We start from the raw sequence: 14,769 nt of genomic DNA on the forward strand, positions 1-14,769 counted from the left end.
GTATATGAATATAGTTTGGGCCGCACAACTACCAGTGTCAAACCTAAGTTATTGAATAATATATGAAAATTAATCGGAATAAGAATGTTTTTGTTCCGCATCGCGGTGCTAAGCGATTGATTTCCGGACATAAAAAAACCGGACACTAAGTCCGGTTCTTTAAAATTCGTTATTCAAGCGGCGGAAAATTCTACAGAGTAGGGGATCGCCGCCTGGCTGCTTTGCAGTTCGGTCAGGGTTTCGCGTACCACTTGCTTGGCAAGGCAGGCACATTTACCGCATTGACTGGCAACGCCGGTGGCTTGGCGCACGTCACGGTAGCTGCAGCAACCTTCAAAGATTGCATCGCGGATTTGCCCGTCGGTGACGCCTGTGCAGAGGCATACATACATAAGTGAGAACCGTCGCTGGTTGTGGCTCATTTGCGATGGATCTTAATGTTAACGAGAATGATTGTCAAAGTGGTTTCGGCGCGCGTGGCGTCAGAGGGGCATGTGACTGACGAATGGTTTCCCCTTCAAACTGTGGGGGAAACGCAGTGCGGCCTTTTTACCCGCCTCGAAAAAACCGTTAAGGACAGGTCAAAAACGCGGTGTATGATGGTCGGCCCTTGCGAAGCGGGTTCGTGTCACAGGGCTGTCGCCTGAGGGTGACAGGCTGGTGCGAACCCAGTTCTTCACGTTATTACACCAGGAGATATCCAATGAGCGTACTCGTAGGCAAACAAGCCCCTGACTTCACCGTACCGGCCGTACTCGGCAATGGCGAAATCGTTGACAGCTTCACCCTGTCCTCGGCCATCAAAGGCAAATACGGCCTGGTGTTCTTCTACCCACTGGACTTCACCTTCGTTTGCCCGTCCGAGCTGATCGCTCTGGACAACCGTATGGCTGACTTCAAGGCGCGTAACGTTGAAGTGGTCGCGGTGTCGATCGACTCGCACTTCACTCACAACGCATGGCGCAACACCCCGGTGAACAATGGTGGTATCGGCCAGGTTCAATACACCATGGCTGCTGACATGAAGCACGAAATCGCCAAGGCCTACGACGTTGAGTCCGAAGGCGGCGTAGCTTTCCGTGGCGCGTTCCTGATCGACGACAAAGGCGTTGTCCGCTCGCAGATCATCAACGACCTGCCGCTGGGCCGTAACATGGAAGAGCTGATCCGTCTGGTCGACGCTCTGCAATTCCACGAAGAGCACGGCGAAGTTTGCCCTGCCAACTGGAAAAAAGGCGACAAAGGCATGACCGCTTCGACCGAAGGCGTCGCAGCTTACCTGACCGAAAACGCTGGCAAGCTGTAAGCCACGCGTCAGGTATAAAAAACCCGGCTGAGAGGCCGGGTTTTTTTATGGGCGCGATTGGATCAGACGAACTGATCAGTCGTGAAAGTCTTCCCAACCACCCATTTGTTTCCAGCGATTGACGATGCCGCAGAACAGCTCGGCCGTCTTCTCGGTGTCGTAGCGCGCCGAGTGGGCCTCACGGCCGTCGAAATCGATATCGGCAGTCTGGCAAGCCTTGGCCAGCACGGTTTGACCGTAAGCCAGGCCAGCCAGGGTGGCAGTGTCGAAGCTCGAGAACGGGTGAAACGGGTTGCGTTTCATGTCCAGGCGCGCGACAGCGGCATTGAGGAAGCCCAGGTCGAAGCTGCTGTTATGCCCCACCAGAATCGCGCGTTTGCAGCCATTGGCCTTCAGGGCCTTGCGTACGCCACGGAAGATATCGGTCAGGGCTGTCTCTTCGCTGACCGCCATGCGCAGTGGATGATCGAGCTTGATCCCGGTGAACTCCAGGGCCGCGGCTTCGATGTTCGCGCCTTCGAAAGGCTCGACCCGGAAGAAATAGGTGTGTTCAGGGTACACAAAGCCTTTTTCGTCCATGCCGATGGTGACGGCGGCAATTTCCAGCAAGGCATCGGTGGCACAGTTGAAACCACCGGTTTCAACATCGACGACTACCGGCAGGTAACCACGAAACCTGGCTGCCATCGGATGGCGCGAACCGCCACCACCGTTTTGGCCGTCTTGTTCGTCGTCGAAATGGTCTTCACTCACGAGTGTTTCTCCAGCAAACGCCAGCGCAGTTTTTCACCGGCGCGCAGCGGGATTACAGACAGCTCGCCGAAGGGCAGGCTGGTAGGGGCGGTCCATTCTTCTCGAACCAGGGTAATGCGATCGGTGTTTACCGGCAGACCGTAGAAACGCGGGCCGTGCAAACTGGCGAAGCCTTCGAGCTTATCCAGCGCATTGCGCTGTTCGAAGGCTTCGGCGTACATCTCGATCGCTGCATAAGCGGTGTAGCAACCGGCACAACCACAAGCCGCTTCTTTGGCGTGTTGGGCGTGCGGGGCCGAATCGGTGCCAAGGAAAAACTTCTCGCTGCCGCTGGTGGCGGCGTCGAGCAGCGCTTCCTGGTGAATATTGCGTTTGAGGATCGGCAAGCAATAGAAGTGCGGACGAATCCCCCCAACCAGCATGTGATTGCGGTTGTACAACAGGTGATGAGCGGTGATGGTCGCGCCAACGTTGGCCGGGGCCTCATTGACGAACTGCACGGCTTCACGAGTGGTGATGTGTTCGAACACTACCTTGAGTGTCGGGAAGTGTTCCACGACCCGGCGCAGGTGTTCGTCGATAAACAGCTTTTCACGGTCGAAGACATCGACATCGCCACGGGTGACTTCCCCGTGGATCAGCAAGGGCAAGCCGACTTCGGCCATGGCTGCCAGTGCCGGAAAGATCTTGTCGATGCTGGTGACACCGGAGTCCGAGTTGGTGGTCGCGCCGGCCGGATAGAGCTTGGCGGCATGCACGAAACCACTGGCCTTGGCCTCGCGGATCTCTGCAGCGGTAGTGCGATCGGTCAGGTAGAGCACCATCAGTGGTTCGAAATGGCTGCCGGCCGGACGTACAGCGAGGATGCGCTGACGGTAGGCGTCGGCTTCAGCGGCATTACGCACCGGTGGTACCAGGTTGGGCATGATGATGGCGCGGCCAAAGGTGCGCGCAACATCGGCGACAGTATTGGGCAGCACAGCACCATCGCGAAGATGTATATGCCAGTCGTCGGGACGCAGCAGGGTCAGGCGGTCGGACATTGGGAATTCCAGGCGGGTCAAACTGAGGGGAATGCTACCGGAAAAGACTCTCTCAGGCACTCGCTATCAAGTTTTGCAGCAAGCTTCCGATATCCCGTAGGTGTGCAGTAAACAAGTGATAGGCCGTAAACCTGTGTGTCGGTCTTTTGTGTAGAAGCCAGTGGAGCCCCCCGTGCGCCAGCGTTATTTAGCCTTGCTCAGTGTGTTTGCCAGCCTGCCCGCGATGGCTCTGACTTACCAGACACGTCTGGAGAGCATCGTGTGGACAGTCGAAGGCGACAAGTTCGAGTGCCGCCTGACCCAGCCTATCACCGACTTCGGCTCGGGGGAGTTCGTGCGGCGCGCTGGTGAGCAGGCGATTTTTCGATTGAAGGCTTTTAACAACTCGCTCGGCGGCGGCTCGGCCACCCTGTTGGCGGCGGCTGCGCCCTGGCAGCCGGGGCGTGGTGATATTAACCTGGGGGCAGTGCAAGTCGGCAGCGGTGATGTGCTCTTCAACAGTTCCCAGACTCAGGCCGGCCGACTGTTCAGTGGTTTGCTGGACGGTCGTAGCCCCTTGGTACGTCATTATTCCCGTGATGGCGGCGTTTCTGAGGTCCGTTTGTTGCCAGTCAAATTCAGTAAGGCCTATGGTGACTATCAAGCCTGCACCGCCAAGCTGTTACCGATGAACTTCGAGCAAGTGAAGCAGGCCCAGGTCGGGTTTCCTGGCGGCGGGATCGAGCTGGATGCGCAGGCCAAGGCCAGGTTGCAGAACGTGCTGGAATTCCTCAAGGCTGATCCGACGGTCAATCACATTGAGCTCGACGGGCACTCGGACAACGGCGGCAACCGCCTGACCAATCGCGATCTATCGCGACGCAGAGCCCTGGCGGTCATGGACTTCTTCAAGGCCAATGGCGTCCCCGAGGCGCAAATCACCTTGCGTTTCCATGGCGAACGCTACCCTTTGGCACCCAATACCAACTCCGCCAATCGGGCGAAGAACCGCCGGGTCAATGTTCATCTTGAGCGTGTGACGCCCAGCGAAAAGCCGGCACCTCAGGTCAGTTCCGCGAGTAATACCGCCGCGACTTCCTGAAACGGCTGTAGTGGTCGCGCACTCGACATAATCTGTCGCTTCGTCGTCATAAGCTGTCGCGCCTCTGTAAATTATCCTGTTAGAACGGTAGACTTGACGGCTTTCCGAAAACCCCGTGGAGTGATGGCATGGCGGACGTAAACAAGGTCGTTCTGGCATATTCCGGCGGCCTGGACACTTCGGTGATCCTCAAGTGGCTGCAGGATACTTATAACTGTGAAGTGGTGACCTTCACTGCTGACCTGGGTCAGGGCGAAGAAGTCGAACCTGCACGCGCCAAGGCACAAGCCATGGGCGTCAAAGAGATCTACATCGACGATTTGCGCGAAGAATTCGTCCGCGATTTCGTGTTCCCGATGTTCCGCGCCAACACCGTTTACGAAGGTGAGTACCTGCTGGGTACCTCCATCGCTCGTCCGTTGATCGCCAAGCGTTTGATCGAAATCGCCAACGAAACCGGTGCCGATGCCATTTCCCATGGCGCAACCGGTAAAGGCAACGACCAGGTTCGTTTTGAACTGGGCGCTTATGCGTTGAAGCCTGGGGTCAAGGTGATTGCTCCGTGGCGTGAATGGGATCTGCTGTCCCGTGAAAAGCTGATGGATTACGCTGAAAAGCACAACATCCCGATCGAGCGCCACGGCAAGAAGAAATCCCCGTACTCGATGGATGCCAACCTGCTGCACATCTCCTATGAAGGCGGCGTGCTGGAAGACACCTGGACCGAGCACGAAGAAGACATGTGGCGTTGGACCAAGTCGCCGGAGGACGCACCGGACGTCGCAACCTATCTTGAGCTGACCTATCGCAATGGCGATATCGTTGCTCTGGACGGCGTTGAAATGACTCCGGCCACAGTCCTGGCGACGCTGAACCGCATTGGCGGTGAAAACGGCATCGGTCGACTGGATATCGTCGAGAACCGTTACGTCGGCATGAAGTCTCGCGGCTGCTACGAGACCCCAGGCGGCACCATCATGCTGCGTGGTCACCGTGCGATCGAGTCGATCACTCTGGACCGCGAAGTGGCTCACCTCAAAGACGAGTTGATGCCTAAATACGCCAGCCTGATCTATACCGGCTACTGGTGGAGCCCTGAGCGTCTGATGCTGCAACAGATGATCGATGCTTCTCAGGCCCACGTAAATGGCGTGGTTCGTCTGAAATTGTACAAAGGCAATATCATTGTCACCGGCCGCAAGTCCGATGAGTCATTGTTCGACGCAAACATTGCGACTTTTGAAGAAGATGGCGGCGCTTATAATCAAGCGGATGCGGCTGGCTTCATCAAACTCAACGCGTTGCGCATGCGTATTGCCGCAAACAAAGGTCGGAAATTGTTCTGATTGTTTGAGTGCGATTCAAGAAATGGCCCTGCATAAAAGCAGGGCCATTTTTTTTGCATGTTCGGTGTCAGGCCTGATCGGTGTTGGTGCAAAGCAGTTTTATGAGGCTCTGGTCAGGGTTAGAGTGCTCAAGTTGTAGACCATATAAGATCGTTTTAATTTGCCAGGACTCAGTTTGTCGAGTTCGCTCTGGTTTATCAGCCTGGTCGATTTCTGGTTGGCAAGAAAAACAATAAGGTCGGGAGCGTCTGGCGGGTTACTGAGTGCCTGGGCCATTTCGCTGAGCAAGAATTCAAAACCTTTCTTTGTCTCGATTCGTCGGATGTCGATGATATGCAAACCGTGCAGTTTGTGATGCAGTTGGAAGCTTTGCTGAACGCCTTGCCTTGCAAGCAGACTAATGAGAATCGGTGGAGCTTGTGCGTTGTCTGATGAGGCGTGGCGCATCGGCGGTAGCTGAATAAAGCTCTGCGGCTGGCATTTATGCAGCTTTCCCTTTGGAATAGGGTCCTTTTTTCGGGGGGAGCGGTCATTGTCTTGCGCAAAATGCTCAGGGGGAGAGGGTGAAGATCTGGCTCCTTTCAGGCGAACGGTTTCGTTGATGAGCCGCAGGAAGTGCTTTCCTTTACCGAAGTCAGAAGGCGAGTACAGCGCTTTGTAATTGAAGTTCAGCGTGATAAAGAAAAGAACTATCAGGCAGAACGGAAAGCTGATCAGAAACCAGAGGTATATATCCCGATCACCGTCGTCGAGGAACGGAAGCGATACGGCTGCGGAGGCTTCTGTTACGGCGGCGAAGATGGCGATGATGGTCATTGGGTTGGTTATTTTGCTTTGTCTATTCATTGGCTTTCACCTTGACGTAGTGCTTTTTATTTCCTGGATTATCAATGAGTGGGTCAGTATGTTATCGACCTTGTGGAGGATTGAGTGTGAGTTACCAGTTGTTATTGGTGGACGAAAAAGTTGGTGAGTAATGTGGATGCTTTTAAGGATTCTAGACTCAAATAACAAGCGCCGGGATTTTTTAGGATGGGGTCTGTTTAGGCATGTAACCTCTGCTATCAATTTCAGCGATATAGCTCAAATGTATCTCTTCATTTCTTCTCGCTAGAGCATTGCAGGGGTAAGTTTCTGTAATAATTATTCTGTAAAACAACAACGGTAATGCGGGTGCAGGGTTCAGGGTATCTTTCACAGGGAGGATCAGGGGGAAAGGACGTTGGTCAGGGGTGACTGGCAAGTCGATTAAGCTTGAAGACACATCCTTTTATAGTGTTTTTTTGTAGGCCTAATCCGCGTTATCTGTAGGGAAGGTCTCTGGGTGCTGATGAGCGGGTGGGGGCCGATGCCAAGGGGGAAATGACTAGGCTATTGTGCTGACTCTAAAAATTCGAACAGCGAAAATTGGACTGCCCATGAATAAAGTGCTGATCGTGGATGATCATCCCGTCATCCGTCTTGCTGTACGTATGCTGATGGAGCGTCATGGCTATGAAGTCATTGCGGAGACGGGGAATGGCGTGGATGCGTTGCAACTGGCCCGTGAGCATATGCCGGATATTATTATTCTGGATATCGGGATTCCAAAACTGGATGGGTTGGAAGTCATCGCGCGTCTCACTTCAAACCCTATGCCTTTGAAGGTACTGGTGTTGACCTCGCAGGCACCCGGGCATTTTTCCATGCGCTGTATGCAGGCCGGTGCCGCGGGCTATGTGTGCAAGCAACAAGACCTCACCGAGTTGCTGAGTGCGATCAAGGCGGTACTCTCCGGTTACAGTTATTTCCCCAATCAGGCGTTGCATACCGTGCGCTCGAGTTTGGGCAATGCCAGCGAAGCAGACATGGTGGATCGTCTGTCTGGTCGGGAAATGATGGTGTTACAGCAGCTCGCACGAGGAAAGACCAACAAGGAAATCGCTGATGGAATGTTCCTCAGCAATAAAACCGTGAGTACCTACAAGACCCGCTTGCTGTTAAAACTCAATGCTCGATCATTGGTTGACCTGATCGAGCTTGCGCAACGCAATGGGTTGGTTTGAATTTCGAATACCAAGAAGGGTAAAAATGTTGCGGCGGCGGGTGACAGCACTTTCCGTTCTGCCCAAAACCGGTTTGTCCGTGCCTCCTTGAGCACTCACAAACGATGCTTTCGCTGATTGTCCACCCAACATCGTCTGTTTGATGTGCCGGTCACTGCGTCGTCGGCCCTCAGGCCGCCTGTGGCGAAACAAATGATTGCTGGTCAAGGTGCTGGATAACCAACAAAAAAGCCTCCGTTTCGGGAGGCTTTCAGGTGCTAAAGGTCAAAGTCGTAATCGGCCAGTTGTTTTTGCAGGCGCCGCTCTTCCAGAAGGTTGTCAATGGTCCGGCGTTTGCTCAGGTTGGTCTTCGCCACCTCCACCACGGGCTCGGCATCATCTGCTTCAACGGCGGTGAAGTCGTCTTCTACGTCCAGTTGCTGTTTGCCAGTGCTCATAAGGTTAACTCCAGGCTTTGACTGCCATTGGCGCTCCTTATATCGATAAACCGGTGTCGGGTAAAAAAGATTTTTTCAATCGGCTTATTAATAAAGTTAATAGTCCCTCAATCGTCAGAGGTCTTGTGCTTGTATTCGCACAGGTCTTCAATCCGGCAGCTGCCGCAGCGTGGCTTGCGGGCCAGGCATACATAGCGGCCATGGAGGATGAGCCAGTGGTGGGAGTCGAGCAGGTACTCCCTGGGTACGAACTTCATCAGTTTTTTTTCTACCTCGACGACATTTTTCCCTGGCGCCAGGCCCGTACGGTTGCTGACCCTGAAAATATGGGTGTCGACGGCCATGGTGAGCTGGCGGAAGGCAGTATTAAGCACCACATTTGCGGTTTTTCTACCGACTCCGGGAAGCGCTTCCAGCTCTTCTCGCGTTTGCGGGACCTGGCTGCCATGTCGTTCCACGAGGAGCCGGCAGGTTTCGATCACGTTTTTGGCCTTGCTGTTGAACAGGCCGATAGTCTTGATGTATTCCGACAAGCCTTCGATACCCAGGGCATAGATCGCTTCGGGAGTATTGGCGACCGGGAACAGTTTCGCGGTGGCCTTATTGACGCCGACGTCGGTGGACTGGGCCGAGAGGATCACGGCTATCAACAGTTCAAACGGCGAGGAATAGGCCAGTTCGGTTTTCGGTTCCGGATTGTCTTCGTGAAGCCGGCGGAATATTTCCAGACGTTTTGCGGCATTCATGGGTAAAGCGTTTCCTTGAAGGCGGTCAGTGTGGTTTTGAGACAGCGGCGCAGGCCTGTTTTGCGGCGATCAACAGTCCAAGCAGAATAAAGCCGCCCGGCGCGAGCGTGAGCAGGCGCGGCCCTGTGTCTTGTGCCCATAGCCAGAGCTGCCAGTGAGTGTCGATGGATCCGGCCAGCCATTCCAGGTGGCTGCCCAGGGAGCCCTTACCGAAGGCCTCACGCAAAGTACCCAGTGCAAGCAACAGCGCACCGAACAGGGCAGACAGTCGCAAACGCTCAGACATTGGGCTGTGTTCGATAAAACCGCCGAGTTCGAGCAGTACGCATTGGAGCGCGATCAGCCCCAGGTAGATTCCCAGGCTTTGATACAGCTGCAAAGACCAGACCTGCAACGCCACCCCTGCACAACTGACAACAGTGGTGGCCAGCAGGATACTGGCCGCCAGACGCAAGTTCGGGCCGAGCCAGCGGCGAACCGCTTTCATGGCCATGCCATGGAGCGTGATGATCAGAACGAACATCAGCCACAAACCGATGGCCTTGACCAGGCTGTCAGTGACGCCAATCAGTGGCGCGAGCATCAGCGAATTGCGCAATGTCGAGGACTCAGTCATGAGCAGGCTTTCCTGTGAGTTGCGCCTGATGCTCGTCGAAATAACGCAGCGCATCATGAATGGCGCTTATCACCGACCTTGAGGTGATCGTGGCGCCGGCCATTTGATCGAACTGGCCATTATCCTTTTTCAGAGCCCAGCCCGAGTCGGCTGGCTCATTGCGCGATTTCCCGACAAAGCCCTGTAGCCAAGGGTTAGGGGTCACGGCGATGTTGCCTCCCAGCCCTGGGGTTTCTGTTTGCTTGAGGGCTTTCACACCCAGCAGCTTGCCGTTGGCTCCGATTCCGATCAACAGCTCGATGGGGCCGGCATAGCCCACTGTCTGGCTGCGCAGGATGACCGCGCTGGGTTCAGCGGATTGAGTCACCAGATAGCCGCCAAGCAGTGTGCTGCTGCCAAGCGGCACGTTGTGAATCGACAGCGGCTGATCCAGTGGCTGATTATCGTAGCTGCCTGGGGGCAGCATTTGCAGCAGGTTACGATTTTCTATCGTACGTCGTTCTGCCGCGATGTGCGGCGCGGCAATCTGCTGCGCGAGAAAGGTCGCGGTCCCCCCCAGACCCGCCAGCACTACCAGGATCAATACACCGACGTTTCGGTTCATGGCACAGATGGCTCTGGTTGCGCGGCGAAGAGGCGCTCCAGCGCGGGCACTGCGAGGTTCATCAACAGCACGGCGAACGCAATGCCGTCTGGATATCCTCCCCAAGTACGAATGAGATAGGTCAGCAGACCAACGCCCGCGCCGAACAGCAACCTGGTCTTTGGGTTTTTGGCGCCCGAGACTGGTTCGGTGACGATGAAGAATGCACCGAGCATGCTCGCGCCCGTCAGCAAGTGAAACAGGGGCGAGCCGTGGGAGTCGGAGCCTGAGCCGTTCCAGCAAAGCAGGCTGATAATAAACAGGCTGGCCAGCATACCGACCGGCGCATGCCAGCTGAATACCCGGCGTTGCAGCAAAAATGCGCCACCGGCGAGGAACGCCAGATTGACCCACTCGACGCCTTTGCCACCCCAGTGACCGAACGCGGCATTGCCGGCGAACAGTTCATCCATGGTCAGGCTCTTATTGATCCGCAAGCTGTCCAGCGCCGTGGCCTGAACCCAGGCATCCGCAGGCTGGGTACTGAAGCCGAAAATCTGCTGCAAGCCGCCAAGTAGATCCATGCCATGGGACGCCGGCCAATGAGTCATTTGCTGTGGAAACGACACCAGGACCAGCGCATAGCCCAGCATCGCCGGATTGAACGGGTTTTTGCCGACTCCGCCATACAGATGTTTGCCAAAAAACAGCGCGAACGCGGTTGCGCTCAGGGTCAACCACCAGGGGCAGTAGGGCGGTAACGCCAGAGCCAGCAATGTCGCGCTGACCAAGGCGCTGCCATCGCTCAGGGCGGGTTTCAGCGGGCGCTTGCGCAAGCTGAGGACGGCGGCCTCGACGGCCAGGGCTGTGCAGCCGGCCAGCAGCAGGTTGATCAGCACGCCCCAGCCATACAACCAAAGTAAAACGAAGATGCCCGGCAGGGTTGCCAGCAGCACCAGCTTCATTGCCTGCTGAAGACGCTCGTCGACCGTTTCAAGAGGCGTCATAGGCATCTACCTGGCGCTCGGCTTCAGCCAACGCCTGGCCCAGAGCCGCAATCTGCTCGCTGGGGGCTTCGCTGCTTTGGGCTTTTTTCAGTTCGGCGCGGCGCATCGCCAGTTGGATTTTCGCCCGTTTAAGCTCGGCATCCTTGAGCAGAACCGGCTGTGGCGCGGGCGCTGTATTGCTTTCAAGCTGTGCCAATGCTTGTTCGGCCAGCTCGAATTGTTGCTGCAGAGTGATCAGCTGTGTTTGCTGTTCGAAGGTCGGTGGATGCCCAAAGGCTTTCAGCGACTTGTTCAGTTGTGCGCGGCTCATCGCCAGATCGATTTTGGCCTTTTTCAAGGCGGCATCGGCAGCGGCGGCTTTCTGCGCCTGGACTCGCTCGATGGCGGCTTGAACGGGATTGACGGGCGCTTCGTTGTGCTGCATTGGACGCTGGGCCCGCGCCAGGCGCTCGGCCTGCTTTTGCTGTTCTTCGCGCTGCAGACGAGCATTGCGTTGTTCGAAACGCTGCCGCGCGTGATTGCGCTTTTCGTTGCGGGCGCGCTGTTCCTCAAGGCTGAATGCCAGCCCGCCGACTATCGGCAGCACGCTGGCCAGTGGCAACGGATGCATTTCGATGCAATCCACTGGGCAGGGCGCCACGCACAGGTCGCAGCCAGTGCATTCGTCGATGATCACCGTATGCATCAATTTGGCCGCGCCGACAATCGCATCCACCGGGCAGGCCTGGATACATTTGGTGCAGCCGATGCATTCCGCTTCACGAATAAAGGCGATTTGCGCCGGCGCCGGGCCACGTTCCGCGTCCAGTTCCAGCACTGGTACTTTCAGCAGTTCGGCCAGCGCCGAAATGGTCTCCTTGCCGCCGGGAGGGCACTTGTTGATCGCCTCGCCGCTGGCAATGCCTTCAGCATAGGGTTTGCATCCGGGGTGGCCACACTTACCGCATTGGGTCTGCGGCAACAGGGCGTCGATGCGTTGAATCAGACTCATGTTTTGATCAGCCCGCTGAAACCGAGAAATGCCACTGCCATAAGCCCGGCGCTGATCAGTTCGATCGGCAAGCCGCGAAAGGGCAGGGGTACATCATTGTTGGAGGTGCGTTGACGCAAATCGCTGAACAGGCTCAATACCAACCAGAAACCCAGGCCCGCGCCGAGGCTCAACGCAGCGGTATAGCCCAGCCCCTTGTCGTCCCGGGTGCTGAGCAGGGCCAGGCCGAGGACGCCGGCGTTGCCCAGCAGCAGGGGCCACAGGCCGCTGAACGACAGCTGTGGAAGCCAGTGTGAAAGCAGGCTCAGTATCGGCTTGATCAACACGACGCTCAGAGGCACAAAGATGAACAAACCCAGCGAGGTCAGAGCCAAGGGGGCCAGCAAGTAGTGGTAGAGCCCATAGCTCAGTACGCAACTGATCAGCATCAAACAGGTTGTAGCAATACCCAGGGCATGCACCTGCCGACGCTCGGCCCCCGGTTCGCCAGTAGCCTGTAGCAGTGGATCGACGCCCAGCGGCCAGTGCAATACGAAATTATTGATCAGGGCAGCGCTGAGAAGCGTGAGAAGCAGGTCGGTCATGATCGTGCCGGGTTGTGCGAGCAGGTCTGTCTGCCTACAGATTAGGCATTATCCGGCAAGGACGGAGGGTGGGCCAGATATGAAAATCCCACCGCCACAAAACAACGTGGCGGTGGGATTGATCGAGCAGTGTCGCTTACTTGATCCGCTGACCTGGCTTGGCACCGCTGTCCGGGCTCAGCAGGTAGATCTCTTCACCGCCGGGACCTGCCGCCATCACCATGCCTTCGGAGATCCCGAAGCGCATTTTGCGTGGCTTGAGGTTGGCGATCATCATGGTCAGACGACCTTCCAGCTCGGCCGGGTTCGGGTAGGCGCTCTTGATGCCGGAGAACACGTTGCGCTGCTCGTCACCAATATCCAGGGTCAGGCGCAGCAGTTTGTCTGCACCTTCCACGGCTTCGGCCTTGAGGATCAAGGCAACGCGCAAGTCGACGGCGGCAAAGGTATCGAACTCGATCTCGGCAGACAGTGGATCCTTGAGCAGTTCGCCGTTGCCTTGGGCCGCGCCGGTGTCAGTCTGGCTGGCGGTCAGGTCTTCTTTCGAGGCGTCGGTCATGGCTTGCACTTTTATCGGGTCGATCCGGGTCATCAAGGGTTTGAACTCGTTCAGCTGATGGTTGCTGAGCAGGGTTTGGTGATCGCTCCAGGTCAATGGCGCGACGTTCAGGAACGCCTCGGCATCAGCGGCCAGCAATGGCAACACCGGCTTGAGGAAGATCACCAGTTGGCGGAACAGGTTGATGCCCAGGGCGCAGATCGCCTGAACTTCGTCCTGCTTGCCTTCTTGCTTGTTCAGCGACCAGGGAGCCTTGTCGGCGATCCAGGCGTTGGCGCGGTCGGCCAGGCCCATGATTTCGCGCATGGCGCGGGCAAAGTCGCGGGCCTCGTAGGCTTCGGCGATGCTCGGCGCCGCCGCGAGGAAGGCTTCGGTCAGTTCCGGCGCTGCGTTGTCGGCCACCAGCACGCCGGCGTTGCCTTTATGAATGAAGCCGGCGCAACGGCTGGCGATGTTGACGACTTTGCCGACCAGATCCGAGTTGACCTTCTGCACGAAGTCTTCGAGGTTCAGGTCCAGATCATCGACACCACGCCCAAGCTTGGCTGCATAGTAGTAGCGCAGGTATTCCGGTGACAGATGATCGAGGTAGGTCCGGGCCTTGATGAAGGTGCCGCGGGACTTGGACATCTTCTGCCCGTTGACCGTCAGGTAGCCGTGCACGTTGATGCCGGTGGGCGTGCGGTAGCCCGCACCTTCGAGCATCGCCGGCCAGAACAGTGCGTGGAAGTTGACGATGTCCTTGCCGATGAAGTGGTACAGCTCGGCGCTGGAATCCTTGGCCCAGAACGCATCGAAGTCCAGCTCCGGACGACGGGCACAGAGGTTCTTGAAGCTGGCCATATAGCCGATCGGCGCGTCCAGCCACACGTAGAAATACTTGCCCGGCTCACCGGGAATCTCGAAACCGAAGTACGGCGCATCGCGGGAGATGTCCCACTGTTGCAGGCCGGCGTCCAGCCATTCGGCAATCTTGTTGGCCACGGCCTCTTGCAGGGTGCCGCTGCGGGTCCAGCTCTGCAGCATTTCCTGGAAGTCCGGCAGCTTGAAGAAGAAGTGCTGCGAGTCTTTCAGGACCGGCGTGGCGCCGGAAATCGCCGACTTCGGATCTTTCAGGTCGGTTGGCGCGTAGGTCGCGCCGCACTTCTCGCAGTTGTCGCCGTACTGGTCTTCGGTGCCGCATTTCGGGCAGGTGCCCTTGATGAAGCGGTCGGCCAGGAACATTTTCTTTTCCGGGTCGAAATACTGAGTGATCGAGCGCGTGGCGATGTGCCCGGCGTCGCGCAGCTTCAGGTAGATCAGGCTCGACAGCTCGCGGTTTTCTTCGGAGTGAGTCGAGTGGAAGTTATCGAAGTCCACCAGGAACTCGGCAAAATCGGCGCTGTGTTCAGCCTGGACGTTGGCGATCAGTTGTTCCGGGGTGATGCCTTCCTTTTCCGCGCGCAACATGATCGCCGAACCGTGAGCGTCGTCCGCGCAGACATAAATGCATTGATTGCCGCGATGCTTCTGGAAGCGCACCCACATATCGGTCTGGATGTACTCAAGCATATGGCCAAGGTGGATTGAACCATTGGCATAGGGCAGGGCGCTGGTGACGAGGATCTTGCGTGGCTCGGACATGGGGCTCGGCTACTTGATGAAACGGAGGTCGAGCACTATAAAGCGCTGG

16 protein-coding genes are annotated in these 14,769 nt (G+C 56.7%); 4 read left to right on the forward strand and 12 right to left on the reverse strand.

The annotated features are described in order from the left end of the window. Positions 1–173: 173 nt before the first annotated feature. Positions 174–392: a bacterioferritin-associated ferredoxin gene (locus tag ACA064_RS05790; RefSeq protein WP_497672527.1), complete on the reverse strand. Its 219-nt coding sequence runs from the start codon at positions 390–392 to the stop codon at positions 174–176. Between the two features lie 311 nt (positions 393–703). On the opposite strand from ACA064_RS05790, the gene ACA064_RS05795 reads away from it, so the two are divergent. Then, on the forward strand, positions 704–1,306 hold the full coding sequence (locus ACA064_RS05795; RefSeq protein ID WP_150643660.1) for a peroxiredoxin: 603 nt from the start codon (positions 704–706) through the stop codon (positions 1,304–1,306). Positions 1,307–1,381: 75 nt separating this feature from the next. Here the strand turns inward: ACA064_RS05795 and rnt are convergent, their stop codons facing one another. Together rnt and pyrC are read right to left on the reverse strand one after the other, a co-directional pair. After that, entirely contained in the window at positions 1,382–2,059 is a 678-nt protein-coding gene (gene rnt / locus ACA064_RS05800; protein ID WP_150643661.1) for a ribonuclease T, read from the reverse strand. Further along, the gene (gene pyrC, locus ACA064_RS05805) at positions 2,056–3,102 is read right to left on the reverse strand and encodes a dihydroorotase (RefSeq protein ID WP_497672528.1); all 1,047 of its coding nucleotides are present in this window, start codon (positions 3,100–3,102) and stop codon (positions 2,056–2,058) included. Before pyrC ends, rnt begins: the two co-directional genes overlap by 4 nt. A gap of 172 nt (positions 3,103–3,274) precedes the next feature. Here pyrC and ACA064_RS05810 point away from each other — a divergent pair, with 172 nt between their 5' ends. Beyond that, complete coding sequence (locus ACA064_RS05810; protein WP_497672529.1) at positions 3,275–4,183, forward strand: flagellar protein MotY; 909 nt, start codon at positions 3,275–3,277, stop codon at positions 4,181–4,183. Positions 4,184–4,311: 128 nt separating this feature from the next. Continuing rightward, the gene (locus ACA064_RS05815) at positions 4,312–5,529 is read left to right on the forward strand and encodes an argininosuccinate synthase (protein ID WP_497672530.1); all 1,218 of its coding nucleotides are present in this window, start codon (positions 4,312–4,314) and stop codon (positions 5,527–5,529) included. Between the two features lie 99 nt (positions 5,530–5,628). Here ACA064_RS05815 and ACA064_RS05820 read toward each other — a convergent pair whose 3' ends face one another. Then, positions 5,629–6,375: a hypothetical protein gene (locus ACA064_RS05820; protein ID WP_497672531.1), complete on the reverse strand. Its 747-nt coding sequence runs from the start codon at positions 6,373–6,375 to the stop codon at positions 5,629–5,631. A gap of 572 nt (positions 6,376–6,947) precedes the next feature. Between ACA064_RS05820 and ACA064_RS05825 the strand changes: the two genes are divergently transcribed. Continuing rightward, complete coding sequence (locus ACA064_RS05825) at positions 6,948–7,574, forward strand: response regulator (protein WP_497672532.1); 627 nt, start codon at positions 6,948–6,950, stop codon at positions 7,572–7,574. 257 nt (positions 7,575–7,831) lie between these two features. Here ACA064_RS05825 and ACA064_RS05830 read toward each other — a convergent pair whose 3' ends face one another. From ACA064_RS05830 to metG, 8 genes are all read right to left on the reverse strand, one after another. After that, positions 7,832–8,011: a PA3496 family putative envelope integrity protein gene (locus ACA064_RS05830; protein WP_497672533.1), complete on the reverse strand. Its 180-nt coding sequence runs from the start codon at positions 8,009–8,011 to the stop codon at positions 7,832–7,834. Positions 8,012–8,118: 107 nt separating this feature from the next. Further along, positions 8,119–8,757, reverse strand: coding sequence for an endonuclease III (nth, locus tag ACA064_RS05835; RefSeq protein ID WP_497672534.1), 639 nt, complete (start codon positions 8,755–8,757; stop codon positions 8,119–8,121). Positions 8,758–8,782: 25 nt separating this feature from the next. Further along, positions 8,783–9,373 (reverse strand): Rnf-Nqr domain containing protein, encoded by a 591-nt coding sequence (locus ACA064_RS05840; protein WP_497672535.1) that lies wholly within the window; start codon positions 9,371–9,373, stop codon positions 8,783–8,785. Beyond that, complete coding sequence (locus ACA064_RS05845; protein WP_497672536.1) at positions 9,366–9,977, reverse strand: RnfABCDGE type electron transport complex subunit G; 612 nt, start codon at positions 9,975–9,977, stop codon at positions 9,366–9,368. Before ACA064_RS05845 ends, ACA064_RS05840 begins: the two co-directional genes overlap by 8 nt. After that, positions 9,974–10,963 (reverse strand): RnfABCDGE type electron transport complex subunit D, encoded by a 990-nt coding sequence (locus ACA064_RS05850; RefSeq protein WP_497672537.1) that lies wholly within the window; start codon positions 10,961–10,963, stop codon positions 9,974–9,976. The genes ACA064_RS05845 and ACA064_RS05850 overlap by 4 nt, the downstream gene beginning before the upstream one ends. After that, entirely contained in the window at positions 10,950–11,954 is a 1,005-nt protein-coding gene (gene rsxB, locus ACA064_RS05855; protein ID WP_497672538.1) for an electron transport complex subunit RsxB, read from the reverse strand. Before rsxB ends, ACA064_RS05850 begins: the two co-directional genes overlap by 14 nt. Next, entirely contained in the window at positions 11,951–12,538 is a 588-nt protein-coding gene (locus ACA064_RS05860) for an Rnf-Nqr domain containing protein (RefSeq protein WP_497672539.1), read from the reverse strand. Before ACA064_RS05860 ends, rsxB begins: the two co-directional genes overlap by 4 nt. A 136-nt stretch (positions 12,539–12,674) precedes the next feature. Then, positions 12,675–14,720, reverse strand: coding sequence for a methionine--tRNA ligase (gene metG, locus ACA064_RS05865; RefSeq protein ID WP_497672540.1), 2,046 nt, complete (start codon positions 14,718–14,720; stop codon positions 12,675–12,677). Positions 14,721–14,769 lie beyond the last annotated feature (49 nt).

It is taken from the genome of Pseudomonas sp. LBUM1658, from assembly GCF_059716055.1.